The sequence below is a fragment of the Serratia sp. CY55921 genome (assembly GCF_052167655.1).
Classification (GTDB): Bacteria; Pseudomonadota; Gammaproteobacteria; order Enterobacterales; family Enterobacteriaceae; genus Serratia; species Serratia ureilytica.
Window position 1 is genome coordinate 2225914 of the sequence record NZ_JBJNMU010000001.1, and the last position, 23911, is coordinate 2249824.

General features: G+C 63.7%; 24 protein-coding genes. 9 read left to right on the forward strand and 15 right to left on the reverse strand.

All coding sequences use genetic code 11. The features are described 5' to 3' along the window. Positions 1–44 precede the first annotated feature (44 nt). The 3 genes from ybiB to ACJ8M3_RS10755 are packed head-to-tail and all read right to left on the reverse strand — an operon-like array spanning position 45 to position 3153. Positions 45–1004 carry a DNA-binding protein YbiB gene (gene ybiB / locus ACJ8M3_RS10745; RefSeq protein WP_033642380.1) on the reverse strand — a complete coding sequence of 320 codons (960 nt, stop codon included), beginning with the start codon at positions 1002–1004 and terminating at the stop codon, positions 45–47. 37 nt (positions 1005–1041) lie between these two features. Further along, on the reverse strand, positions 1042–1671 hold the full coding sequence (locus ACJ8M3_RS10750) for an FMN-binding negative transcriptional regulator (RefSeq protein ID WP_033642379.1): 630 nt from the start codon (positions 1669–1671) through the stop codon (positions 1042–1044). Positions 1672–1728: 57 nt separating this feature from the next. Next, positions 1729–3153, reverse strand: coding sequence for an MFS transporter (locus ACJ8M3_RS10755; RefSeq protein ID WP_089196781.1), 1425 nt, complete (start codon positions 3151–3153; stop codon positions 1729–1731). 99 nt (positions 3154–3252) lie between these two features. Between ACJ8M3_RS10755 and ACJ8M3_RS10760 the strand changes: the two genes are divergently transcribed. Next, complete coding sequence (locus ACJ8M3_RS10760; protein ID WP_033650544.1) at positions 3253–4092, forward strand: helix-turn-helix transcriptional regulator; 840 nt, start codon at positions 3253–3255, stop codon at positions 4090–4092. On the opposite strand, the gene ACJ8M3_RS10765 is transcribed toward ACJ8M3_RS10760, so the two are convergent. The 4 genes from ACJ8M3_RS10765 to prpB form a co-directional block, all read right to left on the reverse strand. Continuing rightward, positions 4089–4718 (reverse strand): LysE family translocator, encoded by a 630-nt coding sequence (locus ACJ8M3_RS10765; protein WP_060444218.1) that lies wholly within the window; start codon positions 4716–4718, stop codon positions 4089–4091. The genes ACJ8M3_RS10760 and ACJ8M3_RS10765 overlap by 4 nt on opposite strands. A 79-nt stretch (positions 4719–4797) precedes the next feature. Beyond that, entirely contained in the window at positions 4798–6249 is a 1452-nt protein-coding gene (locus tag ACJ8M3_RS10770; RefSeq protein WP_046688443.1) for a bifunctional 2-methylcitrate dehydratase/aconitate hydratase, read from the reverse strand. Between the two features lie 50 nt (positions 6250–6299). After that, on the reverse strand, positions 6300–7463 hold the full coding sequence (gene prpC, locus ACJ8M3_RS10775) for a bifunctional 2-methylcitrate synthase/citrate synthase (protein ID WP_097102519.1): 1164 nt from the start codon (positions 7461–7463) through the stop codon (positions 6300–6302). A gap of 33 nt (positions 7464–7496) precedes the next feature. Beyond that, a complete protein-coding gene (gene prpB / locus ACJ8M3_RS10780; RefSeq protein WP_442514665.1) occupies positions 7497–8387 on the reverse strand; it encodes a methylisocitrate lyase in 891 nt (296 codons plus the stop codon). Positions 8388–8631: 244 nt separating this feature from the next. On the opposite strand from prpB, the gene prpR reads away from it, so the two are divergent. Continuing rightward, positions 8632–10233, forward strand: coding sequence for a propionate catabolism operon regulatory protein PrpR (prpR, locus tag ACJ8M3_RS10785; protein ID WP_442514666.1), 1602 nt, complete (start codon positions 8632–8634; stop codon positions 10231–10233). 3 nt (positions 10234–10236) lie between these two features. On the opposite strand, the gene ACJ8M3_RS10790 is transcribed toward prpR, so the two are convergent. Further along, entirely contained in the window at positions 10237–11145 is a 909-nt protein-coding gene (locus ACJ8M3_RS10790) for a DMT family transporter (protein ID WP_033642373.1), read from the reverse strand. Between the two features lie 136 nt (positions 11146–11281). On the opposite strand from ACJ8M3_RS10790, the gene ACJ8M3_RS10795 reads away from it, so the two are divergent. Continuing rightward, positions 11282–11716, forward strand: a complete 435-nt coding sequence (locus ACJ8M3_RS10795; protein WP_042783967.1) for an Lrp/AsnC family transcriptional regulator — start codon at positions 11282–11284, stop codon at positions 11714–11716. Here the strand turns inward: ACJ8M3_RS10795 and dinG are convergent, their stop codons facing one another. The 4 genes from dinG to ACJ8M3_RS10815 form a co-directional block, all read right to left on the reverse strand. Further along, positions 11717–13915 (reverse strand): ATP-dependent DNA helicase DinG, encoded by a 2199-nt coding sequence (gene dinG / locus ACJ8M3_RS10800; protein WP_442514667.1) that lies wholly within the window; start codon positions 13913–13915, stop codon positions 11717–11719. 66 nt (positions 13916–13981) lie between these two features. Then, a complete protein-coding gene (locus ACJ8M3_RS10805) occupies positions 13982–14374 on the reverse strand; it encodes a tautomerase family protein (protein ID WP_442514668.1) in 393 nt (130 codons plus the stop codon). Then, positions 14364–14696: a carboxymuconolactone decarboxylase family protein gene (locus tag ACJ8M3_RS10810; protein WP_042783964.1), complete on the reverse strand. Its 333-nt coding sequence runs from the start codon at positions 14694–14696 to the stop codon at positions 14364–14366. Before ACJ8M3_RS10810 ends, ACJ8M3_RS10805 begins: the two co-directional genes overlap by 11 nt. Before the next feature lie 123 nt (positions 14697–14819). After that, entirely contained in the window at positions 14820–15476 is a 657-nt protein-coding gene (locus ACJ8M3_RS10815) for a glutathione S-transferase family protein (protein WP_442514669.1), read from the reverse strand. Between the two features lie 240 nt (positions 15477–15716). On the opposite strand from ACJ8M3_RS10815, the gene ompC reads away from it, so the two are divergent. The 3 genes from ompC to ACJ8M3_RS10830 all read left to right on the forward strand — a co-directional run bounded on the left by ompC (position 15717) and on the right by ACJ8M3_RS10830 (position 18693). Continuing rightward, on the forward strand, positions 15717–16814 hold the full coding sequence (gene ompC / locus ACJ8M3_RS10820; protein ID WP_033650535.1) for a porin OmpC: 1098 nt from the start codon (positions 15717–15719) through the stop codon (positions 16812–16814). Between the two features lie 179 nt (positions 16815–16993). After that, positions 16994–17845, forward strand: a complete 852-nt coding sequence (locus tag ACJ8M3_RS10825; protein ID WP_089196774.1) for a GNAT family N-acetyltransferase — start codon at positions 16994–16996, stop codon at positions 17843–17845. Positions 17846–17862: 17 nt separating this feature from the next. Then, positions 17863–18693: a 5'-nucleotidase, lipoprotein e(P4) family gene (locus ACJ8M3_RS10830; RefSeq protein ID WP_089196773.1), complete on the forward strand. Its 831-nt coding sequence runs from the start codon at positions 17863–17865 to the stop codon at positions 18691–18693. A gap of 3 nt (positions 18694–18696) precedes the next feature. Here the strand turns inward: ACJ8M3_RS10830 and ACJ8M3_RS10835 are convergent, their stop codons facing one another. From ACJ8M3_RS10835 to ACJ8M3_RS10845, 3 genes are all read right to left on the reverse strand, one after another. Continuing rightward, entirely contained in the window at positions 18697–19215 is a 519-nt protein-coding gene (locus ACJ8M3_RS10835) for a GNAT family N-acetyltransferase (protein ID WP_033642367.1), read from the reverse strand. Between the two features lie 2 nt (positions 19216–19217). Continuing rightward, positions 19218–19787, reverse strand: coding sequence for a helix-turn-helix domain-containing protein (locus ACJ8M3_RS10840; RefSeq protein ID WP_033642366.1), 570 nt, complete (start codon positions 19785–19787; stop codon positions 19218–19220). Positions 19788–19921: 134 nt separating this feature from the next. Then, positions 19922–21376 (reverse strand): MFS transporter, encoded by a 1455-nt coding sequence (locus ACJ8M3_RS10845; RefSeq protein ID WP_442514670.1) that lies wholly within the window; start codon positions 21374–21376, stop codon positions 19922–19924. 103 nt (positions 21377–21479) lie between these two features. Between ACJ8M3_RS10845 and ACJ8M3_RS10850 the strand changes: the two genes are divergently transcribed. The 3 genes from ACJ8M3_RS10850 (at position 21480) to yedA (ending at position 23839) form a co-directional block, all read left to right on the forward strand. Continuing rightward, positions 21480–22133 carry a helix-turn-helix transcriptional regulator gene (locus tag ACJ8M3_RS10850; RefSeq protein WP_033642364.1) on the forward strand — a complete coding sequence of 218 codons (654 nt, stop codon included), beginning with the start codon at positions 21480–21482 and terminating at the stop codon, positions 22131–22133. Between the two features lie 179 nt (positions 22134–22312). Further along, complete coding sequence (locus ACJ8M3_RS10855) at positions 22313–22807, forward strand: DUF2878 domain-containing protein (protein WP_122016841.1); 495 nt, start codon at positions 22313–22315, stop codon at positions 22805–22807. A 108-nt stretch (positions 22808–22915) separates the two neighbouring features. Further along, a complete protein-coding gene (gene yedA, locus ACJ8M3_RS10860; protein WP_033650530.1) occupies positions 22916–23839 on the forward strand; it encodes a drug/metabolite exporter YedA in 924 nt (307 codons plus the stop codon). The last annotated feature ends 72 nt before the right edge of the window (positions 23840–23911 follow it).

Sequence of the window (23911 nt, forward strand, 5' to 3'; positions counted from 1 at the left end):
CCGTCCTTCTCAGCCGATGAGGAAATATCCCAGTATAGCCGCGCTTAGGCCTGACGCAGACGCTGCAGCCCCTGCTCCAGCGTCTCGCTCTCGCCGGCGGCCACCAGGCAACAGGCGACCTGCCGCTGGATGGCCTGCGGGATCGCCACCTCGCCCGCCAGACAGCGTTCAGTCCAGCGCGCGGTGGTTTCAGCGTCTTTCGCCGCCGGCAATGCCGGTGTTTCATCCGGCAAGGTGCGCTCCAGCAGCACCTGCTGTTCGCCGCCGACGATGTGGTGAATTTGCGGGCAGCGCAGCGGGTTGGCGTAGGCCTCGCCTTCCGTGCCGTGCATCAGCAACCCGCGGGCGCCGATCTGGCGGAAAAACGACGCCACCCGGCCAACATACTCCGGATGTGAGACGCTGGCGAGGCGCAACGCATCCTGTTCGCCAAACGGCGTCGCCAGCTTGGCCAGCGTATGGGCGCTGTTGCGCACCCCCATGCGCCAACGCAGCCCGAGCTGCCGCGCCAACGGCGCCGACAGCGTGGAAACCGGCATGAATACCGCCTCGCCGTTATCGAGACGCCGCTGGGCGTGAGCGGCCTGTTCCGACCACGGCAGCCCCAGAGCGCGGAAAATCTCGGCGCTGGTCACGCGGGTGCTGTCGTCCAGGACGCCGTGCACCACCACCGGCAGGCCCACTTTCGCCAGCAGCAGCGCCAGCAGCGGCGTCAGGTTGGCCTGCTTGCGCGCGCCGTTGTAGCTCGGCAGCACTACCGGCAGCGGGCGCCCTTGCGGCGCCTGCAGCGACAATACCTGCTGCTGCATCGCCTGGTAGAACCCCAGCATCTCCTCTTCGGCTTCGCCCTTGATGCGCAGCGCGATCAGAATGCCGCCAAGCTCAAGTTCGGGGACCTCCCCGGCCAGCATCGCCTGATACAGTTGAAAAGCGGTCTGTTGATCCAGGTCGCGCGCATGATTTTTGCCGCGGCCTATTTCTTTGATAATTTTGGTGTAATCCATCCGAAGGTTCCCCTGGCTGCCCTTCAGTTAGCATACCCTATCCGCGCCGCCGCTCAACCTCCTGCGCCAGTCGCCGCTGCGCGTCATCGCCCTCGCGCAGCCCGGCGATCACCCCGCCGGCATCGTCGGCGCTGCGGTTTTGGCTCATCTTCCATTTGCCTTCGCGCCGGGTGACGGCGATCTCGATACCGACAATGCCTTTAAGCTGCGCGGCGATGTAGTTGGCCGGCGCGTCGTCGAGCCGCCAGGGCGCCGGGCGGCGCCCTTCCTGTTGCGCCGTCAGGTCGATCAGTTGGCGGCGCAGCCAGGCCGGATCGTCCGTCACCGTCGGCACGCCATACAGTTGCACCACGCTGTAATTCCAGGTCGGCACCACCTTGCCGGTCTGGCGTTTGCTCGGGTACCAGCCTGGCGACACATAACCTTCCAGGCCTTGAAAGATCACCAGGCATTCCGCGGCGTGCCGCAACCGCCGCCAGTGCTCGTTGGCGCGCGACAGGTGCGCCCGCAGCCGCAGCTGCCCCTGCTCGACATCAGCCACAAACGGCAGCGGGTCGGCCGTCAATCCGTGCTCGCCGTGGCTGACCAACAGCCCCAGCGGGTGGGCGCGGATCAACGCCAGTTGGGCATCCAGATCGTCTTCGCGAAATGCGGCGGGTTGAAACATCAGTGCGGCTCCTTATCGCTCTCTCATGATGACAACAGTAAAGCACCCGCCGGCGGCCTACTTAAGATCCGCTTTCTGGCTATTTCGAGTGATCCGGTTTAACAACAACAGGGCCACGCCCATCGCCAACAGATTAAATACCATGGCGCCGGCAAAGGCCTGGGCATAGCGCTCCGCCGCGCCGCCGCTCGCCAACAGCGGCACAAAACCGACGCCGCTGACCACGATGCCCAACGCGCCTCCCACCTGCTGCACGGTGGCGACCAGACCCGCCGCCATCCCCGCCTGCCGCTCCTGCGCCAAACCCAGCACCAGATTCAGCAGCGGCGTCATGCTCAGCGCCTGACCGAATCCCAGAATCACCAACCCCGGCAGCAGCCGCAGCGGATGCGCCAGCGCCTCACCCCACAGCGCCTGCGCCATCAATAGCACCAACCCGGCGGCGTAAATCGCCACGCCCACGCTCAGCACGCCGTTGCCCCACCGCTGCGCCAACCGGGGCGCCAGCATCGAGGCCAACATAAAGGCCGCGCTGGCCGGGGCGAACAGACTGCCCGCCTGAAAAGGCGTCAGCCCCGCCCCCGCCTGCAGCAGCAGTGCGAAACACAAGAAAAACGAGGAGGCGGTGGCATAAATCGCCAGCACCACCGCCATACCCGGCGCGAAACCCGCCTGGCGGAACAGCGCCGGATCGAGCACCGCATCGTCACCGTGCTGCGCCAGACGCCGCTCCCAACGCAGGAAGCCCCACAGCGTCAGCATCGCCAACGCCAACATCGGCGCTATCCACCACGGCCAGCCGCGCGCCGGCCCCTCCAGCAGCGGCAGCAGCAACAGCGACAGGCCGGTCGCCGCCAGCCACAGGCCAACGCCGTCCAGCCGCTGTGCCTGCGCCACCCGCGATTCGGGAATGCGCCGCACCGCCCACAGCGCCAGTGCACCGATCGGCAAATTGATCAAAAAGATCATGCGCCAGCCGCTGCCGAACAGGTTGGCCTCGATGATAAATCCGCCGAGGATCTGGCCGAAGATCGCCGCCAATCCCAACGTCATGCCCAGCCAGGCGAAGGCGCGTCGCCGCTGTTGCGGCGCGTACAGCACCCGCATCAAGGCGTAAATTTGCGGGAACAACAGCGCCGCCGTCGCCCCCTGCAGAATACGCGCGGCGATCAGCAGGCCGAGCGATCCCGCCAGCCCGCACAGCAGGGAGCTCAACGTGAATCCCAGCATGCCGAGGCTGAACAAGCGCCGACGCCCGAAGCGATCGCCCAGACGCCCACCGGCGATCAACAGCACCCCAAACGCCAGCTCGTAACCGGCGACGATCAAACCGACCCCGGCGAAATCGGCGGCGAACTGCCGCTGGATCACCGGCGCCGCCACGTTGACCACGAACAGATCGAACACCGTGACGAAACCGCCCAACAGCAGCACCGGCAGGCCGGGCAGCCCTCGCCGCTCACCAGATAATGAATGTTCCATACCACCTCCAAAGATTATGATGGCCGCAGTATGGAACAAGGTTTAAACTGTTACTATATAGCCATTTATACTATTACTAACAGCAACAGGACGGCCGACATGCCCCCACGCACCCTCGAACGCACCCGCCACGAACTGGGGGATTTTCTGCGGCAAAAGCGAGAACAGCTGTCGCCAGAGGCGGTCGGCTTGCCGAGCGGCAGCCGCCGCCGCACGCCGGGATTGCGGCGCGAGGAGGTGGCGGCGCTGGCCGGCGTCGGCCTCACCTGGTACACCTGGCTGGAGCAAGGCAGGGAAATCAATGCGTCGGTGACGTTTTTGGAAAATCTGGCGCGGGTGCTGCAGCTCGACGCCGCCGGCCGCTACCACCTGTTCTTATTGGCGCATCAGCGCCCGCCGGTGCCGGTTGGGCATCAGTGGTGCCAGGTTTCGCCGTTGGTGCGGCGTCTGCTGGACGATTTGGCGCTGCGGCCGGCCTACGTCATGAACCTGAGTTGGGACATCATCGCCTGGAATCCGGCGGCACAGCGGCTGTTCGCCATCGGCGATCGCCCGGCGCAAGAGCGCAACATGTTGTGGATGCTGTTTGCCGATCCGCAGCTCAATGAGCGCCTGCTGGAGTGGCAGGCGCAGGCGCCGCAAATCCTGGCCAGCTTCCGCCGCGACTATGCCCGCGCGCCGGAGGATGAGGTGATGCGCCAACGGGTGCAGGCGCTGGAGCGGGTGTCGCCGCCGTTCCGCCGGCTCTGGCGGCAGCATGACATTCACGGACGCTGTCAGGGGCGGCGCAGCTTCGTCGTCCCGGAGATCGGCCCGGTCACCTTTGACCATGCCTCTTTCATCGTCGACGAAGAGAACCATCTGCGGCTGGTGATGTACAGCGCGCTGCCGGACGAACCGGCCAGCGCGGCGTTTGAAGCGCTGCTGCGCGAGGATTAACGACGGCTGTCGAAAATGAGTTTGCAGGCCAGCCCGGCGAACACGCCGCTCAGCAGGTAGTTCGGCCAGCGGGCGCTGAAACGGCGGCCGACGAAACGGCTTTTCATGCCGCTGACCGCCAGGATCACCCCGCCGTTAATCAGCAAGCCGACCAGATTCAGCACCGTCGCCAGCGCCAGCATCTGCACCACCACCGAGCCGGCGCGCGGATCGATAAACTGCGGGAACAGCGCCAACACGAACAGCGCCATCTTCGGGTTGAGGATGTTGGTCAGCAGCCCCTGTCGGAAAATGCGCGCCGTCGGCACCGCCTGCAACCCGGCAGAAGCCTGCAGACTGCTGCCGGATCGCAACGTTTTCCACGCCAGATAGAGCAGATAAGCTGCGCCCAACATTCTCACCGCGTCGTAAGCCAGCGGCACCGCGACGAACAGTTGCGACAACCCCAGCGCCGCCGCCAGCGCATGGCAGTAAGTGCCGAGTTGAATGCCCGCCAGCGAAGCGAAACCGGCCCGCCGCCCCTGGCTGACGCTGCGCGAAGCGATCAGCAGCATATCCGGGCCGGGGGTCAGCGCCAGCGCCACGCAGGCACCGGAAAACAACAACAGCGTTGCAGCATCAATCATGAATCACCTGATAAGAAGACGGACGGGGATGGAGCGTCCATCATAGCGACGCCGACGTGGCTTGTCAGCGCCGCTCGCGTCAGATCACCCACAAATCGAGATACTCGTTGACCGGCATCTGCGCCAGCCGCTGCCGGTCCAGCGACACCTCAAGAATGCGCTGCTGCTGCAGGGCCGGGAACTGGCGCGCCAGGTTGGTTTTGAACTTCTCGATCAGCAGCGGGATGCCCTCTTCGCGCCGCCGGGCATGGCCGATAGGATACTCCACCGCCACCTCATCCAGACGGCTGCCGTCGGCGAACTCCACCGTCAGCGCATTGGCTATCGAGCGTTTTTCCGGATCGTGATAATCGCGCGTGAAGGCGGGATCTTCATGGCAATGTATCTTGCTACGCAATGCGTCGATGCGCGGATCTTCGGCCACCCGGTCCTCGTAATCCGCCGCCGTCAGCCGGCCGAACAGCAGCGGGATCGCCACCATATACTGAATGCAGTGATCGCGATCCGCCGGATTATCCAGCGGCCCCTGCTTGTCGATAATGCGCAGGCAGGCCTCGTGGGTGCGGATGCTCACTGCGGCGATGTCGGCGGCGGTTTTGCCGGCGGCCTGCATCTGGCGGTGCAGCGTCATGGCCGCCTCCACGGCGGTCTGGGCATGGAACTCCGCCGGGAACGAAATTTTAAACAGCACGTTCTCCATCACATACGCGCCGTACGGCCGCTGGAAGCGGAAAGGTTTGCCGTTGAACGAGACGTCGTAGAATCCCCAGGTCGGCGCCGTGAGCGCCGAGGGATAGCCCATCTCACCGGTGGCGGCCATCAGCGCCAGCCGCACCGCGCGGGCGGTCGCATCCCCCGCCGCCCAGGATTTGCGGGTGCCGGCGTTCGGCGCGTGGCGGTAGGTGCGCAGCGACTGCCCGTCCACCCACGCCAGCGACACCGCGTTCAGGATCGCCTCGCGGCTCAGGCCGAGCAGCTGCGCCACCACCGCGGTGGACGCCACCTTCACCAGCAGCACGTGATCCAACCCTACCCGGTTGAAGGCGTTTTCCAGCGCCAGGCAGCCTTGGATCTCATGCGCCTTGATCATGGCGATCAGCACCTGCCGCATGGTCAGCGGCGCTTTGCCCGCCGCCACCGCCTGGCGAGAGAGCCAATCGGCCACCGCCAGGATCCCGCCCAGGTTGTCCGACGGGTGGCCCCACTCCGCCGCCAGCCAGGTGTCGTTAAAGTCGAGCCAGCGGATCATGGTGCCGATATTGAACGCCGCCTGCACCGGATCCAGCTGGAAACGGGTGCCGGGCACCCGGCTGCCGTTCAGCACCTCGGCGCCCGGCACCACCGGCCCCATCAGTTTCTTGCAGGCCGGGTAGCTCAGCGCCTCCAGCCCGCAGCCGAGGGTATCGAGCAGGCAATAATGGGCGGTGCGGTACGCCGCCGGGGTATCGACGGCCTCTTTCATCACATAATCGACGATATCGACCATTTCGCGATCGAATGGCGGACGGCGGGTATTGGCAGACTCAAGCATCATGATTCCCAAAGGCTCCAGAGTGAAAACGACACGATAACGACCGGCGCTCAGCGCTGATCCAGCGGTACGAAGGCTCGCGCTTCCGGCCCGGTATAGTTGGCGGACGGGCGAATGATTTTGTTGTCCTGCCGTTGCTCGATGATGTGCGCCGACCAGCCGCTGACGCGCGCCATGACGAACAGCGGCGTGAACATTTCGGTGGGCACCCCCAGCTGGTGATAAGACACCGCCGAGAACCAGTCGAGGTTGGGGAACATGTTTTTGGTGTCGCGCATCACGCTTTCCAACCGGTCGGCGATGTCATACAGCTTCATCGCGCCCGCGTCCTGCGACAGGCGTAGCGCGATCTCTTTGATCACCTGATGGCGCGGATCGGAGACGGTATACACCGGGTGCCCGAAGCCGATCACCACCTCTTTGTTGTCGATGCGGCGGCGAATGTCGGCTTCCGCTTCGTCCGGCGTTTCATAGCGTTGCTGGATCTCCAGCGACACCTCGTTGGCGCCGCCGTGCTTCGGCCCGCGCAGCGCGCCAATGGCGCCGACGATCGCCGAATAGACATCGGATCCGGTGCCGGCGATCACCCGGCCGGCGAAGGTCGAGGCGTTGAACTCATGCTCGGCGTACAGGATCAATGACGCGTGCATCGCCTGCTCCCAGCTGGCGGAAGGTGCTGCGCCGTGCAGCAGGTGCAGGAAGTGGCCGCCGATGGAATCGTCGTCGGTCTCCGGCTGAATGCGCTCGCCGTTGTGGCTGTAGTGATACCAGTAGAGCAGCATCGATCCCAACGACGCCAGCAGCCGGTCGGCGATGTCGCGCGCGCCGGCCGCGCCGTGCTGCTCTTTTTCCGGCAGCGTGCAGCCGAGGGCCGAAACGCCGGTGCGCATCACGTCCATCGGGTGAGATGCCGCCGGCAGCGCCTCCAGCACCGTGCGTACGCTGGCGGGCAGGCCGCGCAGCGCTTTGAGCCGCTGCTTGTAGGCATGAAGTTCGTCGCGGTTGGGCAACTTGCCGTGGATCAGCAGATGGGCGACCTCTTCAAACTCGCAGTGGCGCGCGAGGTCGAGAATGTCGTAACCGCGGTAGTGCAGATCGTTGCCGCTGCGCCCTACGGAACACAGCGCGGTATTCCCGGCGGGCACGCCGGATAACGCCACGGATTTTTTCGGCTTAACGCCAGTCGGGCTTTGCGGGGAGATCGCTTGGCTCATACTGTCCTCATTTGGCTTCTGCGTGAATGGCGCTTATTCGTCGCGTTGGCGAGCGAACAGAGCGTCGAGTTTCTCTTCGAACAAATAGTAGTTGATGCTTTCATACAGCTCGTTGCGGGTCTGCATGGTGTCGATGACGTTTTTCTGCGTGCCCTCCTCGCGCAGGGCGCGGTACACCCGCTCCGCCGCCCGATTCATCGCCCGGAAGGCCGACAGCGGATACAGCGCCATATCCACCTGGGCGCTGCGCAGCTCCTCGGTAGTGAACAGCGGCGTCGCGCCGAATTCGGTGATGTTGGCGAGGATCGGCACCTGCGTCGTTTCGGCGAAGCGGCGGTACATGCCCAGCTCGGTAATCGCTTCCGGGAACAGCATGTCGGCCCCGGCCGCCACGTAAGCCTGAGCGCGCTCGATGGCCGCCTCCAGCCCCTCCACCGCCAGCGCATCGGTGCGCGCCATGATCACGAAGTCCGGATCGCTGCGCGCATCTACCGCTGCCTTGATGCGATCCACCATCTCTTCGGTGGAGACGATGGCCTTATTGGGCCGATGGCCGCAGCGCTTGGCGCCGACCTGATCTTCGATATGCAGCGCCGCCGCCCCGGCCTTGCTCACCGAGCGCACCGTGCGGGCGACATTGAACGCCGATGCGCCGAAACCGCTGTCGACATCCACCAGCAGCGGCAGCGGGCAGACATCGGTGATGCGGCGAATATCGGTCAACACATCGTCCAGCGTCGAAATACCCAGGTCCGGCAGCCCCAGCGAACCGGCCGCCACGCCGCCGCCGGAAAGATAGATGGCCTGGAATCCGGCTCGCTGGGCCAGCAGGGCATGGTTGGCGTTGATCGCGCCGGCGATTTGCAGGGGTTTTTCTTTACTCAGGGCCTGACGAAAGGCGAGCCCGGGTGAGCGCAGCGTCATGACGTTCTCTCCGATTAGCTAGATGGAACAGACAGAGCAAGAGGCGGGCCAGGTTGCACTTTGGCGAGGAAAAAATTAAAAGCGATAAAAATAAGTGAGTTATAAAATTCGCATCGCCATTGGGCAGACCAAGCGATAAAAAACGTTTCAGTTAACGTTTCAATCTCGGTTTCAGTCGGCATATTTGAAACATGACTGAAACAAGGCTACACCTAATGCAGCCACTTTCATTCGGTAACCCACCATGAGCGATCACATCACGCCGTCCCGCACGCCGGACAAACCGGTGATCTGGACCGTCTCCATCACCCGCCTGTTCGATCTGTTCCGGGATATCAGCCTCGAGTTCGACCACCTGGCGACCATCACCCCGATCCATCTCGGCTTCGAGGAGGCGGTGCAGCATATCCGCGCTCGCCTGGCTAGCGAGCCTTGCGACGCCATCATCGCCGCCGGCTCCAACGGCGCTTACCTGAAAAGCCGCCTGTCGGTGCCGGTCATTTTGGTCAAGCCCGGCGGCTTCGATCTGCTGCAGGCGCTGAGCCAGGCGCGCAGAACCGCCGATCGGATCGGCGTCATCACCTACAAAACGCCCCTGCCCGCGCTGCTGGAGTTCCAACAAACCTTCGATCTGCCGCTGGAGCAGCGCAGTTACGTCACCGAAGAGGACGCGCGCGGCCAGATCGCCGAGCTGAAAGCCGCCGGCATTCAGGCGGTGGTCGGCGCCGGCCTCATCAGCGATCTGGCGGAAGAGGCCGGGCTCACCGCCATTTTTCTCTATTCCGCCGCCACCCTGCGCGCCGCCTTCAGCGACGCGCTGGACGTGACGCGCCTGATGCTGGGCGGCGCCAAACGCGGCGGCGACTACGCCGCGCGCGATACCCTGCAGCCGCGCTATGGGCTGAGCGATTTACAGGGCGATTCCCCGCAGATGGAACAGACCCGGCGCACCATCATGCTGTACGCCCGCTCGCCGGCGGCGGTGTTGATCGAAGGCGAAACCGGCACCGGCAAAGAGCTGGCGGCGCAGGCGATCCACCGCGAATACTTTTCCCGGCGCGGCGCGCCGTCCAGGGGCGCGACACCGCCGTTCGTCGCCATCAACTGCGGCGCCATCGCCGAATCGCTGCTGGAGGCGGAGCTGTTCGGCTATGAAGAAGGCGCCTTCACCGGTTCACGGCGCGGCGGCCGACGCGGGCTGCTGGAAACCGCCAACGGCGGCACCCTGTTTCTGGATGAGATCGGCGAAATGCCGCTGCACCTGCAAACCCGGCTGCTGCGGGCGCTGGAAGAAAAAACCATCACTCGGGTCGGCGGGCAACAGCCGGTAAAGGTCGACTTTCGCGTCATCAGCGCCACCCACACCCGCCTGGAGCAGGCGATTCAACAGGGCGATTTTCGCGCCGATCTGTTTTACCGCCTGAGCGCCCTGCGGCTGCAGCTGCCGCCACTGCGGGCGCGCGGCGACGATATCGCGATGCTGGCGGAACACTTTCTGAAACAGTCGCTGGCGGCGCTCGACGTGCCGCTGACAGAGCCGCTGCGCGCCGCCCTGGCCGGGTGTTACGACGCGCTGGGTCATTACGCCTGGCCCGGTAACCTGCGCGAGCTGCGCAACATGATGGAGCGGGTGGCGCTGATGCTGAGCACCGGCGTCGCGCCGAGCGGCGAGACCCTGCAGTGGCTGCTGCCGGAGCTGGCGACGGCCACGCCGCCCGATCCGCCGGCGGCGCCCATCTCCGCCCACGAAGCCCTGGCGCGGTGCGGAGGCGCCCACGCCGCCGCCGCCCGGTTGCTCGGGATCAGCCGCACCACTTTATGGCGCCGGCTGAAAAAACCGAACTGAGCATCAGCCGGCGCGCCGGCCGTCCGAGGCCGGCAGCAGTCGCGCTCGCCGCTCGCCCAGCAGGTTCATGCCCGCCGCCGCCAGCAGGATGATCGCCGTCCCCAGCAGTTGCCATGCCGACAGCCGGTGGCCAAACGCCAGGCGATCCACCAGCATGGCGGCGATCGGGTAGATGAACGACAGCGAGCCGATCAGGTGAGTCGGCAGCTTCTGCAACGCGCCGTACATCAGCACGTACATCAGGCCGGTATGCAACACGCCGAGCGTCGCCAGCATCCCCCACTGCCCCACGCTGGCCGACGCATGAAAATCCACCAGCGGCAGCAGCATCACCGCCCCCACCGTTACCTGGATCAGCGCAATAAGATGGGGCGGCGTGCCCTTCAGCCGCTTGGCCGCCAGCGCCATCAGGGCGTAGAAAAACGCCGCGCCGAGCGCCAGCGCGATGCCCGCCAGATAATGGCTCTGCTCCCCCGCCTGCCGCGGCTGCGCCAGCACCACCAGCATCATGCCGCCGAACGCCAAGCCCAGCCACAGCAGCTTGCGGGCGGTCAGCCGTTCCCCCAGAAACAGCGCCCCCAGCCCCACCAGCATAAACGGCTGGGTGTTGTACACCGCGGTGGCGATGGAGATAGAGGCATAGGAATAGGCGGCGAACAGCAGCAGCCAGTTGATCACCAGCGCGACGCCGCCGGCGATCGCCAGCAGCAGCGTGGCGCGCGTCAGCGCATCGCGGCGCAGCTGGCCCAGCGCGCCGCACACCGCCAGCAGCACCAGCGCCCCCACCGCGCAGCGCCAAAACACCACGTTGACCACCGGCTGGCCGGACATCAGCACAAACCAGCCGATGGAGCCGGAAATCAGCATCGCCGCCGCCATCTCCAACGAGCCGCGTTTTATCTCTGCATTCATTCTGCGTTCCTCAAAGCTTGCCCAGAGACATAGCTTGCGGCTTCGCAGGACGGCTTTCCATAGCATAAAAAAGGCAGATATGCTTAACTGCCTTTTTCTCGCAGCTACAATCAAGAAAACACCTAACGGAGGCGTTATGGATGATATCGATCGCCAAATCCTGACCATTCTGGCGGAAGATGCGCGCGCATCGTTGAAGACGCTGAGCGCGCAGGTGGGCCTGTCGTCGCCGAGCACGTCGGAAAGACTGCGGCGGCTGGAGGAAAGCGGCGTGATCCAGGGCTATACCCTGAACGTCAATCTGCAGGCGGTGGGTTACGCCTTTCAGTCGCTGGTGCGCATCAAGCCGCTGCCGGGCATGCTGAAGAAGGTCGAACAGCTGATTCAGGCGATCCCGGAAGTGGTCGAATGCGATAAGGTGACCGGCGAAGACTGCTTTATCGTGCGGCTGGTGGCGCACTCGATGGAACAGCTCGACCACACCCTCGATCGGCTGGCCGAGCACGCGCAGAGCAACACCTCGATCGTGAAAACCACGCCGGTCAAGCGCCGCCTGCCGCCGCTGCTCTGATCAACGCCGCCGTTTGCGGGCGAGCGGGTTGCCGCGCTTCTTCTCTTTTTTAGCCGCGTCGGCGGCGGATTTCAGCGCCGCCAGATGCGCCTTGTCGGCCTCCGGCACCGCGCGCTGCTCAATCGGGAACACCGGCAACGACGCCAACAGCCGCGAACCGTAGTTTTTGGTCAACAGCCGGCGATCGTAGATCACGATCTCGCCGTAACATTGGTTGCTGCGGATCAGGCGGCCGACCTGCTGGATCAGGTTGAACGAGGCGCTCGGCAGGCTCTGCACTTCGAACGGATAACGCTTCAGCGATTTCAGCCACTCGCCTTCGGTGATGATCACCGGGCTGTCGATCGGCGGGAACGCGATTTTGTGAATATGCACCTGGGTCAGCAGTTCGCCTTTCAGATCCAGCCCTTCGGCGAACGATTGCAGCCCCACCAGCACGCTGGCGACGCCCTTCTCCACCCGCTTGCGGTGCTCTTCCACCAGCCGGTAGCGCGGCTGGTCGCCCTGCACCAGCAGCATCAGCCGCAGATCGGTCACGTAGCTGAGGAAAGTCTGCATCGCCCGGTGGCTGCTGAACAGGATCAGCATGCCTTTGTGCTTGCCGCTCGCCTGCTCGGCGCGGAAAAACCGCGCCATTTCCTCAAGGTGCTCCGCCTCATTGGCGAGCGCCGGTTCGTAGCGCATCTGCGGAATGACAATCTTGCCCTGTTCGACGTGATTGAACGGCGATGAGAGCGTTTCGAAGCGATCGCCGGCCTTCTCGCTCAGCCCGCTCATCTCTTGCAAACGCGCGAAGCTGTTCAGTGAACGCAGCGTGGCCGAGGTGACCACCACGTGCGGCACCTTGCGCCACAGCAGCTTTTCCAGCTGATCGCTGACACGAATGCCGACGCAGTGCAAATACAGATGGGTGACGTTATCGCGCAGTTCGCGCGTGACCCATTTGGAGATCGGCGCGTTGGACGACTTGTCGAGCGCCGCCAGCCGCCACAGCTTGCTCATCGCCTCCAGATAGCCCAGCGTGCGGCTCATCTGAATGATCGAGCGGTGCAGACGCATGATGTCGTGCTTGCCGGTCTGTTCGGTAAGATCGTTAAGCACGAACTCCGCCAGCCCGCGCAGCGCATCGGTCAGTTTGAACAGCCGCGCGCAGCTCTCCACCATCTCCGCGGGCAGCTCGCCCATTTCAAAACGGTGCTCGGCCGCCACGCTGTCGCCGGGCAGATAGGCGCTGACCTGATGCTCGAAGATCTGCACCAGCTCGCGCAGCTCCTCGCAATGGTTTTTCAGCCGTTCGCTGTTGGCCAGCCCCGGCGGATTCTTCGGCCGGTACTGCGTCATGCACTGTTCGACCTGGCGCACGATCATGTCCAACTGCAGGTTGGTCGACAGCGCGGTGATTTCCCCGTCGATCTCCAGCGCGTCGCGCGCCACCTCCGGCAAATGGTGGCCTTCGTCCAGCACCAGCAGCAGCTCTTTCGGGTTCGGCAGCACCGATTCCGTCTCCAGCGCCGCCATCACCAGCGCGTGGTTGGCCACCACCACGTCGGCGCTCTCGATCTCTTTGCGAGCGATATAGAACGGGCATTCGCGAATGTAGTGACAGTTGCGCCCCAGACAGTTGGCCTTGTCGGTGCTCAGCTTGGCCCACAGCGGATCGTCGATGCTCTGCTGATAGTGATCGCGCAGCCCGTCCCACTCAAAGCGGGCCAGCGCCTTGGTCAGCTTCTGACACAGCGCCTGCTCTTCACCGCTGGACGGCGCCAGCTCGTCGTCGAGAAACAGCGTCAGATCGCCCTGTTGGCTAACGTCGGTGCTCATCGCCGCCAGATTGCGCGGGCAGACGTAACGCCCGCGGCCAAAGGCGCCGGTAAATTTCAGATCGGGAATAATCTTCTTCAGCAGCGGCAAATCCTTGCTGTAGATCTGATCCTGCAGCGCCACGTTGGCGGTGCTGACCACCAGCGGTTTGCTCTCCGCCCGCCCGACGGCGATGCCCGGTATCAGGTAAGACAGCGTTTTGCCGACGCCGGTCGGCGCCTCGATCGCCAGATGGCGCGGGTAGTCGCCGGCCAGCGTCTTCGCCACCTCGGCGATCATCTGACGCTGGGGCGCGCGGGAAATGAAATCCGGTATTTGCTGCTGCAGGGCTTTGTACCACTGGCCAATCTGATCTTTAACTGCGGAGGAGAGCGCCATTCAACTCTTATCTAAACGAAATGATGGCGCTATTGTCCCACAGACCGCCGGCGGCGTCAGCCCGAGTTACGCCTGCGGATCGATCATCGAGGCGCGACCACCGCCGAACGACCACTCGTCCAACTTGGTGGTGGCGATCACCACCATCACATCCTCGGGGTTCAGCCGCAGCTTTTCCATCAGCAGCGCCGCCAGCCGTCGGTAGAAACGCCGCTTGGTGTCGCTGTCGCGCGGCCGCCCGGCGGTGATGTAAAACAGCACGAAATCCGCGCTGCGCGGCCCGCCGAGATAATCGCGATCGTAGATAAGCTCACCGGGGCGGTATTGATCGATCGCCTGAAACCTGTCCGCCGGCGGCACCTCGAAGGCCTCCACCAGCGCCTGATGCAGGCTGTCGGACAAGGTTTGCAGGTAGTCGGCGGATTTGCCCTGATGCAGGGCGATGCGGCTAAACGGCATGGGGCGCCTCCGGTTCCAGCTCGCGCAAGCGCGCCACGGCCGACGCCGCCGCGGGCCAGCCGGCGTAAAACGCCAGGTGGGTGATGAGCTCAGCCAGCTGCTGATGCGCCACGCCGTTGCGCTGCGCCAGCTGCAGATGAAACGGCAGTTGCTCCAGGCGGTTGAGCGCCACCAGCGCGGCGACGGTGATCAAGCTGCGCTCGCGCGGGCTCAGCTCTGGCCGCTGCCAGACATCGTCAAACAAGACGCTGTCGCTGAGCTGCGCCAGCTTGGGGGCGATATCGCCGAACGCCTGTTGTCCGGCCCGGGATTCTGATTGCATCACACTCTCCTGTCAGTTGCGGATAGCCTTACGCTACCCGCCGACGAGGCGAGTGAAAATCGGGATTTTCGGCAGTCTCGGTTCAGAAAAACGGGAGGGTTCCCCGCCGACGGCGGGGAGATATTACGATTCCAGCGGCGCAACGCCGTCGAAATGGGCGCTCAGCAGCGCATTCAGCTCCGGCCGCTGCTCCACCCGTTCGGCGATGGTGTAAAGCCGCGTGCAGTGTTGCCGGAACCACGCGCGCCCCGGCCGCCAGTTGCACATCACCGCCACGTACAGGTCCAGCGCGCTGAAGCTCTTGCCGAGAAACCACGGGCCGGCGGCGCCGGCGGCGGCGTTCAGCTGCCGCAATAAACGCTCGCGATAGCTCATCACTGCGTTTTTCAGCTGTTCCGCCCCTTCCGTTTTCGGCTGCCAGCGCTGCGGATGGTCGGCGTAGGTGAAAGTGGGATAAATCTCTGCGTTGATGAACAACAGCCAGCGCAAAAAGCGCGGCAACAGCGGCGAGCCGCCGGACGGCGCCAATTCGGCGTGCGGCGCGCGATCGTGCAGCAGCAGGATAATCGCCGCGCTCTCCGTCATCACTTCGTCATCAGGCAGCACCAGAGTGGGGACCTGACCGAGCGGGCTCAACGCCAACAGGCGATCCCGCTCCGGGCCGTCCTGGGTGTAATCCACTTCCTCGTAGCCCCAGGGGAACGCGGTCAGCACCAACGCGGCGGCCACGATGGTCGAGCCACACCCCTGCGTACCGAACAATGTATAAGTATCGTGCATGATTCCTCCGGAAACCGATCAGGCTATCGGTAACTGTAGACCAGCCGCCGACCGTCGGTTGCAGAAAAAATTCACCCTTTGCGCGACTTTTTTAATCGTTCGACATGAAAATGAATTTTTTGTCATAAATAGATCACATTACTACGGTAAAAATTCTCCGCCGCCAACAACCGGACGGCACAGTAAAGCAGCAATGCAACTGATGATAGCGTCTTTTAATCGAATAAAGCAGGGTAACCCATGAAACGTAATCTTCTGGCCGTTATTATTCCGGCACTTTTACTTGCGCAAGCGGCACAGGCAGCAGAAATCTACAATAAAGACGGCAACAAACTCGATTTTTACGGTCGTGTGAAAGCCCTGCATTATTTCTCCGATGATGCCGGCAACGATGGCGATAAAACCTACGTCCGTATCGGCTTTAAAGGCGCCACCCAGATTAATGACATGCTGACCGGTTACGGCCAGTGGGAATATCAGATCGCCGCTAACCATTCTGAATCCGACGGCACCAAAGACACTAAAACGCGTCTGGGCTTCGCCGGTCTGAAATATAAAGACCTTGGTTCTTTCGACTACGGTCGCAATTACGGCATTATTTACGACGTCGGCGCCTGGACGGATATGCTGCCTGAATTCGGCGACGACGCGTACGTCAAAACCGACAACTTTATGAACGGCCGCACCAACGGCGTCGCCACCTACCGCAATAACAACTTCTTCGGTCTGGTCGACGGCCTGAAATTCGCCGTCCAGTATCAGGGCAAGAACGAAAACGACGGCCGCTCCGCCAGCAAGGCTAACGGCGACGGCTGGGGTCTTTCCTCCAGCTATGAAATCATCGACGGCCTGAGCGTGGGCGCCGCCTATGCCTCTTCCAACCGCACCGCCAGTCAGAAAGCGGGCACCTTCGGTAAAGGCGACAAGGCCGATATCTGGGCCGCCGGTCTGAAGTATGACAACAACGATGTCTACCTGGCCGCGACCTACTCGGAAAGCCGCAACATCGCGCCAATTTCCGGCACCGCCACCATCAATAACCGCTCCACTTCCGTCAGCGGCTTCGCCAATAAAGCCGAAGGCCTGGAACTGGTTGCGCAATATCAGTTCGACTTCGGTCTGCGTCCATCGCTGGGCTACGTTCAGCAGAAGGGCAAAGATATTGAAGGCATCGGCGATGCCGACCTGGTGAAATATATCGACGTCGGCGCGTACTACTATTTCAACAAGAACATGTCGACCTATGTCGATTATAAAATCAACCAGCTCGACAGCAATAATAAGCTGGGTCTGAAAGACGACAACGTGATTGCCGTCGCCCTGACCTATCAGTTCTGATGTGATGAATGAATAACCACCACTGCAAACTTTAGCGTCACTTGATACCCAGAGTTTTATTTCGCCGGGCGGCTGCGTCCGGCTTTTTTGTTTTTATTTTCCCCGCCGGCGAATGCCCCCGCTTGCCTTGCCAAACAAACGGGTCTACATGTATAGCTTTCCCCCGAGCGGAATCAGCCATGCATAACGACGGTCGGTTTAACTATCACAACGCCGTGCGCTACAGCAGCGACGAACTGGCGAACATCCTCAACCACTGTTTTGAAAACTACATCGTGCGTTTCGTCCTCGACGGGCCGACCTTCGCCGCCCGCTTCGGCGCCGAAGATCTCAGCCTGAACGACAGCCTGATCGTCACCCATCGCAATGAACCGGTGGCGGTGGCGCTGATCGCCCGCCGCGGCCGGCACAGCCGGATCGCGGCCTTTTCCGTACGCCCCGAGATGCGCGGCCAGGGGCTGGGTAAGGCGCTGATGCAGCGGGTAGTAGCGGATGCCCGTCAGCGCGGCGATCATCGGCTGTCGCTGGAAGTGATCGAAGGCAACGACGCCGCGCTGGCGCTGTACCACCGCGCCGGGCTGCGCATCGTGCGCACCCTGACCGGCCATCAGGCGCCGGCGGCCGTGCCGCCAGGCAAGGCGGTGCTGCAGGCGGTCGATCCGCTGACCGTCAGCCATCGCCTGACGGCGGAAGGCGCCACCGACCTGCCCTGGCTGATCGCCCCCGAGTCGTTGTTCAAACTGCCGGGCACACCGCGAGCCTATACGCTCAATCGTCAGGCCTACGCCGTGGTGATGCCCGGTACCGAGCACTGCTGGCTGCGCCTGATCTACGTGCCGCCGCAGCATCGCGGCCAGGGGCATGCCCGCGCCTTGCTGGCCGCCCTGCAAGCGCAGTTCGCCCCTTTGCCGCTGACCGCCAACGTTTTTGTGCCCGAGGTAGCCGCCCCCTTCTTTACGCATCTTGGCTGGCGGCAGGATCCCCTGCGCCAGTTCGAGATGGATATGCTGCTGGACAGCCCACAAAAATAAAACCGAGAGAGATAACGATGGCAGGAAAACAGGCAAGGAAACTCACCCTCGGCGCGGCGGTTGGCGTCGCGCTGCTGACGTTGGCCGGTTGTGCGCAGCCGCCGCACACCGACGCCCAGGCCCAGCAGCGGCTGGCGGATCAGTCGGTGCTGGCGGTGAACTGGTTCCAACAGTCCGGCGAATACCAGGCGCTGGCGCATCAGGCGTTCAACAGCGCGCAGCGCGCCTTCGATCAGGCCAGGGCCGCGCCAGGCCGTAAAAAAGCGGTGGTGGTCGATCTGGATGAAACCATGCTGGATAACAGCGCCTACTCCGGCTGGCAGGCGCAGCAGGGCCGACCGTACGACGGCGCGACTTGGGCCAAATGGACGCAGGCCGAACAGGCCGCCGCGGTGCCGGGCGCAGTGGCGTTCGCCCGCTATGTTAACGCCCATCAGGGGACCATGTTCTACGTGTCGAACCGTAAACAGAGCGACTACGCCGCCACGGTGGCCAACATGCAGAAGCTCGGTTTCACCGGCCTGTCGGCAAAAACCGTGCTGCTCAGCACCGACACCGCCAATAAACAGGCGCGCTTCGACGCCATCAAACAAGCCGGCTATGACATCGTGGTGTACGCGGGCGACAACCTGAACGACTTCGGCGCCGCGACTTACCACCAGGACAATGCGCAGCGCCGGGCGTTCGTCAGCGAGAACCAGGCCAAGTTCGGCACCGAATTCATCGTGCTGCCCAACCCGATGTACGGCGACTGGGAAAGCGGCCTGGCTCGCGACTACAACAAGCTGACGCCGCAGCAAAAGCTGCAGGTGCGCCAGCAGGCGATCAAAGCCTGGCGCGGGCGCTAACCCTCACAGCAGTTTGTACATATAGCAGGTGGCCTCCAACGCCCCGCCGTCGCTGGCACGGGCGTATTGCGGGATGTCGCCCGCCGCCTCGAACCCCAATTGACGGTACAGCCCCTGCGCCGCGCTGCCGCTCAGGGTATCCAGCACCAACAGGCTGCGGCGATGACGCGCCGCCAGCGCCTGCACTTCCTGCATCAACAGCCGGGCGACGCCCTGCCGCCGCGCCTGCGGGTGCACCATCAGCTTGACCACTTCCGCTCGGTGGCGGCCGTTGTCCGGCATCGCCAACAGCAGCTGCACGGTGCCGACCGGCCGGCCGTTCGCGAGCGCCACCAGCATCGCACGCTCTCCCCGCGCGATGGCCGGCAGCAACCCCTGCCAAAACGCCTGCGCCTGCGTCAGCGTAAAGGGCATGACAAAACCGATGCTGGCGCCGTGCGCCACGCTGGCGTGCAGCATTTCGGCCAATTCGGCAATGGCGCTTTGCGCCGCGCCGGCGTCCCACTGTTGCAATTCAATCATGGCTATGGCCTGCAAATAACGAGGGTGTAATGGGCCGGCTCATCGCCGGGGACATGGAAACGGGAGGCGCCGAACAGGCGGTAGCGCAGGCAGTCGCCGGATGATAATCGGAAAACGCGCCCTTCCAGCGTCAACTCCAGCTGCCCGGACAGCAGCCAGAGATGGTGCTCCAGCGCCGGAATCGACGGCAGGTCGTAATCGATCTGCGCGCCGGCATCAAGCCGGGCTTCGATAAATTCAGCCTTATACAACGCAGCGGGGGGAGAAACGGAGCGACGGTGAAAACCGCTGGCGCGATCGACCCACACCGGTTGCTGCTGCGGCCGCAACAGCTCCGGCGGCTCGTCTTCGATCTCGCTCAGCAGGCGCGACATGGTCAACCCATAGGCGGCGCACAGCCGGTTCAGCAACGACGCCGTCGGGCTGGTCTCGGCGCGCTCCACCCGCGAGAGCGTCGCCCGGCTAAGGCCAGTGCGCTGCGCCAGCTCCTCCAGCGACCACGCCCGTTGCTGGCGCAAATCCGCCAGCCGCTGCGCCAACCTCAGGTCGGCATTGTCCAGACCGTTATCCACCGTTCACACTCCGCTTGAAAATCCCATATAAGAGAAATAATCTCAAATTAGAGATATAGCAAGCGAATTTTAACAATGTCGCGCAGGAATAACGCCAGGATCACCGCAAACATCGCCGAATGAGGAGAAACGTTCTAGCACTCGCGCGAGGACGGGTTGGGTACAAAATTGCCCGTCTCGGCGGCCAGCGGCGCGATCGCGGCGCAGCGCCAGGCGCTGAATACCGCCAGCAGCGGCGCCAGCGCGAACGCCAGGAACAGCCAACGCGCCGCCGATGCCGCGCCCGCCGCGCCGCCCGGATCGTTCAGCCCCGCCAGGTTGGCGATCATCCCCGCCAGCGCCGCGCCGAATGCGGTGGCGAACAACTGCACCGTGGTGATCGAGGCGCCGGCGATGTCTTTGTCCGCTTCAGGCGCCACCTGCAAAATGCGCGTCAGCAGATGCGGCCAGCCGAAGCCGATGCCGAATCCCACCAGCGATAACGCGATGACGATCGGGGTCAGCGCCTGCCAGTGACCGCCGGAGGGCGTCGGCATCAGGATCGCCAGCGCCAGCAGGCCCACCAGCACGAACAGCGGCCCGCTGACGATCGCCCGGCGAATGCCCGCCCCGCGCCAGCCGGAGCTGAGGATTTCGGACAACGTCCAGCCGGCGGCCATGGTCGCGGCGATATAGCCGGAGATCAGCGGCGACTGGCCGTGCAGCAACTGCAGGAAATAGGGCACGAAGATTTCGCTGGTCATGCCGATCACCAGCAACGCGGTCGTGATGTACAACGCCGCCAGCGATGAGCCGCGCCGCAATGCGCCATGCGGCAACAGGCGCGCGAGCGAGCGCGCCTCGCGCTTCATCAGCCAGGCCATCAGCACCAGCGAAAGCGCGATGCCCGCCAGGTTGATCCAGACGCTGTGCGCCAGGCTGCCGGCGGACACCACCAGCACCGCCACGGTCAGCAACAGCAGCTGCGCGGCCGGCAGCGGCGCGGCCGCCTGCTGCGCCTGGCCCTTGGGCAGGATCAGGAAGGTAAACGCGGCGTACAGCGCCATGATCGGCAGCAGAATGCCGAAGGCCCAACGCCAGGCGTGCAACTCGGCGAAAATGCCGCCTACCGCCGGGCCGACCAGCGTGGCGATGCCCCACATCGCCGAGATAAGCGCCATGGCGCGCGGCCACAATCGCTGCTCGAACACCAGATTGATCATCGCGTAGGAGAGCGCAAAGATCAGCCCGCCGCCGAACCCCTGCACCGTGCGGCCGATCAGCATCACCGGCATGCTCGGCGCCAGCGCGCACAGCCCCGCTCCGGCGATGAAAAACAGCGAAGCGACCAGATAGGCGTTGCGCGCGCCGTAGCCGCTGAGCAAGCGGGCCGACAGCGCGGAGCCAAGGATCGACGCCACCACGAACAGCGTGGTGTTCCAGGCATAGAGATCCAGACCGCCGATATCCTGCACCACCGAGGGCAGAATGGTGGTGGCGACCAGAATATTGATGGCATGCAGCGCCACGCCAAGCGAGAGCGCGATCGCACTGGCCGCATTTTTGCCGGAGAAAAGGTCGCTCCAGCGGCTATCATCATGGGTTATCACGGTTGTTGTCCTGTTTTCAGAGGAATGGCATTGAGTTGGTCATGAGATTGCGTTAAATTTAACAAGAGTTATCTTGGAATAAGTTAGGGCGAGGCGGAGAAATATGTCAAGAATAAACTTGGAAAATGGCGGCAGCACCGCACAATCGGTCAGTGACCGTTTGCTGACGCTATTGAAGACCCGCGGCCCGCAGCAAGCCTCAGACGCAGGAAAAGTGCTCGGCACCACCGGTGAAGCGGCCCGCCAGCAGTTCGTCAAGCTGGCGAAAGAGGGGCTGGTCGAAGCGATCGCGGAAACGCGCGGCGTGGGCCGCCCGGTGCAGCTGTGGCATTTGACTGCCGCCGGTAACGCACGCTTTCCGGACACCCATGCGGATCTGACGGTGCAGCTGCTGCGCACCGTGCGTGACAAGCTGGGTGAACAGGCGATCGACCTGCTGATCGAGACCCGTGAGCAGGAAAACCGCATCAACTACAAGCAGGCGATGATCGGCGCCACCGATCTGCGCGAACGCGTGGCGCGTCTCACCGAGATCCGCTGCCGCGAAGGGTATATGGCCGAATGGCGTCAGGAGGAAGACGGCGCTTATCTGCTGGTGGAAAACCACTGCCCGATCTGCGCCGCCGCCACCGTCTGCCAGGGCTTCTGCCGCGCTGAGCTGAGCATCTTCACCGAAGTGCTGCAGGCGCAGGTGGAGCGCGCCGAACACATTCTGGCCGGCTCTCGCCGCTGCGCCTACCGGATTTCTCTCTTGTAACACCGGTTTTTGCCCGCGTTTTCAACCGGTACAGATTATTCTGCTTGTGCACCCCGCACCTTCCCTTCTAAGGTTGAATTATCGAATATTCAGGCAAACAACGGGCCCCACGCCCGTTCTGACACCTCCGTCGGCGCGCTGCGCGCGCGGCGGCAGAGTAACCCCACGGGAGTTGAACGATGAAGAAGCCGCATGCCGGATTCTGGCTGGCGACGCTGGGGCTGGGCGTCTGCTGGCTGCTGGCGCTGCTGACTCGCGATCGGCTCAACGGCATACTGCTGGCCGGTGCGGCGCTGGCGCTGATCTTTACCCCCGCCGCCCGCCGCAAGGGCGCCGCCCTGGCCGCCTTGGGCGGCATCGGCATGGATGGTCTGTGGAGCTACAGCGGCGTGCTGCATTACAGCGGGCAACACGACCTGCCGCTCTGGACCATCGCGCTGTGGATCGGCTTCGGCTGCTGGTGGTATTGGCTGTTGGACGTGGTCAGAGCGGCGCCCTGGCCGCTGGCGGTATTGGGCGCCGCCCTCGGCCCCTTCGCCTACGCCGTGTCCTGGAAACTGGACGCCCTGCTGCCCGGCGTGCCGCCGGAGTTCATGCTGCTGCTGCTGGCCATCGGCTGGTCGATTTATCTGCCGGCCGTCAGTTGGCTGCAGTGGAAACAGCAAGGCCATTGAACGGCTTTCGGCCGCCGGAAAAATAATGCCGCAGGCCATTGCTTATCGGTTGCCCGATCGGGTTTACTGAGCATTCTAATAATAATCATTCCCGCAAAATACAATCCTATGCTTAGCCAACAAAGCCGTAGCGTCCTGCCGTTGATCGGGGCGTTGTTCACGTTATATATCGTTTGGGGTTCCACCTATTTCGTCATTCGTCTGGGCGTCGAACAGTGGCCGCCGCTGATGATGGCCGGGATTCGCTTTCTGCTAGCCGGCATCGTGCTGTTCAGTTTCCTGGCCTGGCGCGGCCACGCGCTGCCGACGCCGAAGCAGTGGCTGGCCGCCGGCGCCATCGGCATTCTGCTGCTGGCGGTGGGCAACGGCCTGGTGACGGTGGCGGAACACCAACACGTGCCGTCCGGCATCGCGGCGGTGATGGTGGCGACGGTGCCGCTGTTTACCCTCTGCTTCAGCCTGCTGTGGGGCATGCGCAACACCAAGCTGGAATGGGCCGGCATCGCGCTCGGGTTGGTGGGCATCGTGCTGCTTAATACCGGCAACAACCTGGTGGGCAATCCGACCGGCGCGCTGCTGATTTTGCTGGCGTCGGCCAGTTGGGCCTTCGGATCGGTGTTGGGATCGCGCATCTCGCTGCCGGCCGGGCCGATGGCCGGCGCGGCGGAGATGCTGGTCGCCGGCGTGGTGTTATTGGCAGCCAGCCAGCTGAGCGGCGAGCGCCTCGTTCAGATGCCGAGCACCGGCGGCTTTCTGGCGCTGGGCTATCTGATCGTCTTCGGTTCGATGCTGGCGATCAGCGCCTATATGTTCTTGTTGAAGAACGTGCGCCCGGCGGTCGCCACCAGCTATGCCTACGTCAACCCGGTGGTGGCGGTGCTGCTCGGCATCGGTTTTGCCGGTGAATCGCTGGCGCCGCGCGAGTGGCTGGCGCTGGTGATCATCGTGGCGGCGGTGGTGCTGGTGACGCTGGGAAAATACCTGTTCGCCCGCCCGGCCAACGTACAGGCCATCGACTGCGAACGGCGGTGATCACAAAGGGCGGTCTGCGGGCCGCCGTTAAAAACGATTCTTGTTTCACCCGGCGAAGGGGCTATAATTCCC

Excerpts from the sequence above, each read along its gene's own strand:
- ybiB (WP_033642380.1), bottom strand. The coding sequence starts at position 1,004 with ATGGATTACACCAAAATTATCAAAGAAATAGGCCGCGGCAAAAATCAT.
- ACJ8M3_RS10750 (WP_033642379.1), bottom strand. The coding sequence starts at position 1,671 with ATGTTTCAACCCGCCGCATTTCGCGAAGACGATCTGGATGCCCAACTG.
- ACJ8M3_RS10755 (WP_089196781.1), bottom strand. The coding sequence starts at position 3,153 with ATGGAACATTCATTATCTGGTGAGCGGCGAGGGCTGCCCGGCCTGCCG.
- ACJ8M3_RS10760 (WP_033650544.1), top strand. The coding sequence starts at position 3,253 with ATGCCCCCACGCACCCTCGAACGCACCCGCCACGAACTGGGGGATTTT.
- ACJ8M3_RS10765 (WP_060444218.1), bottom strand. The coding sequence starts at position 4,718 with ATGATTGATGCTGCAACGCTGTTGTTGTTTTCCGGTGCCTGCGTGGCG.
- ACJ8M3_RS10770 (WP_046688443.1), bottom strand. The coding sequence starts at position 6,249 with ATGCTTGAGTCTGCCAATACCCGCCGTCCGCCATTCGATCGCGAAATG.
- prpC (WP_097102519.1), bottom strand. The coding sequence starts at position 7,463 with ATGAGCCAAGCGATCTCCCCGCAAAGCCCGACTGGCGTTAAGCCGAAA.
- prpB (WP_442514665.1), bottom strand. The coding sequence starts at position 8,387 with ATGACGCTGCGCTCACCCGGGCTCGCCTTTCGTCAGGCCCTGAGTAAA.
- prpR (WP_442514666.1), top strand. The coding sequence starts at position 8,632 with ATGAGCGATCACATCACGCCGTCCCGCACGCCGGACAAACCGGTGATC.
- ACJ8M3_RS10790 (WP_033642373.1), bottom strand. The coding sequence starts at position 11,145 with ATGAATGCAGAGATAAAACGCGGCTCGTTGGAGATGGCGGCGGCGATG.
- ACJ8M3_RS10795 (WP_042783967.1), top strand. The coding sequence starts at position 11,282 with ATGGATGATATCGATCGCCAAATCCTGACCATTCTGGCGGAAGATGCG.
- dinG (WP_442514667.1), bottom strand. The coding sequence starts at position 13,915 with ATGGCGCTCTCCTCCGCAGTTAAAGATCAGATTGGCCAGTGGTACAAA.
- ACJ8M3_RS10805 (WP_442514668.1), bottom strand. The coding sequence starts at position 14,374 with ATGCCGTTTAGCCGCATCGCCCTGCATCAGGGCAAATCCGCCGACTAC.
- ACJ8M3_RS10810 (WP_042783964.1), bottom strand. The coding sequence starts at position 14,696 with ATGCAATCAGAATCCCGGGCCGGACAACAGGCGTTCGGCGATATCGCC.
- ACJ8M3_RS10815 (WP_442514669.1), bottom strand. The coding sequence starts at position 15,476 with ATGCACGATACTTATACATTGTTCGGTACGCAGGGGTGTGGCTCGACC.
- ompC (WP_033650535.1), top strand. The coding sequence starts at position 15,717 with ATGAAACGTAATCTTCTGGCCGTTATTATTCCGGCACTTTTACTTGCG.
- ACJ8M3_RS10825 (WP_089196774.1), top strand. The coding sequence starts at position 16,994 with ATGCATAACGACGGTCGGTTTAACTATCACAACGCCGTGCGCTACAGC.
- ACJ8M3_RS10830 (WP_089196773.1), top strand. The coding sequence starts at position 17,863 with ATGGCAGGAAAACAGGCAAGGAAACTCACCCTCGGCGCGGCGGTTGGC.
- ACJ8M3_RS10835 (WP_033642367.1), bottom strand. The coding sequence starts at position 19,215 with ATGATTGAATTGCAACAGTGGGACGCCGGCGCGGCGCAAAGCGCCATT.
- ACJ8M3_RS10850 (WP_033642364.1), top strand. The coding sequence starts at position 21,480 with ATGTCAAGAATAAACTTGGAAAATGGCGGCAGCACCGCACAATCGGTC.
- ACJ8M3_RS10855 (WP_122016841.1), top strand. The coding sequence starts at position 22,313 with ATGAAGAAGCCGCATGCCGGATTCTGGCTGGCGACGCTGGGGCTGGGC.
- yedA (WP_033650530.1), top strand. The coding sequence starts at position 22,916 with ATGCTTAGCCAACAAAGCCGTAGCGTCCTGCCGTTGATCGGGGCGTTG.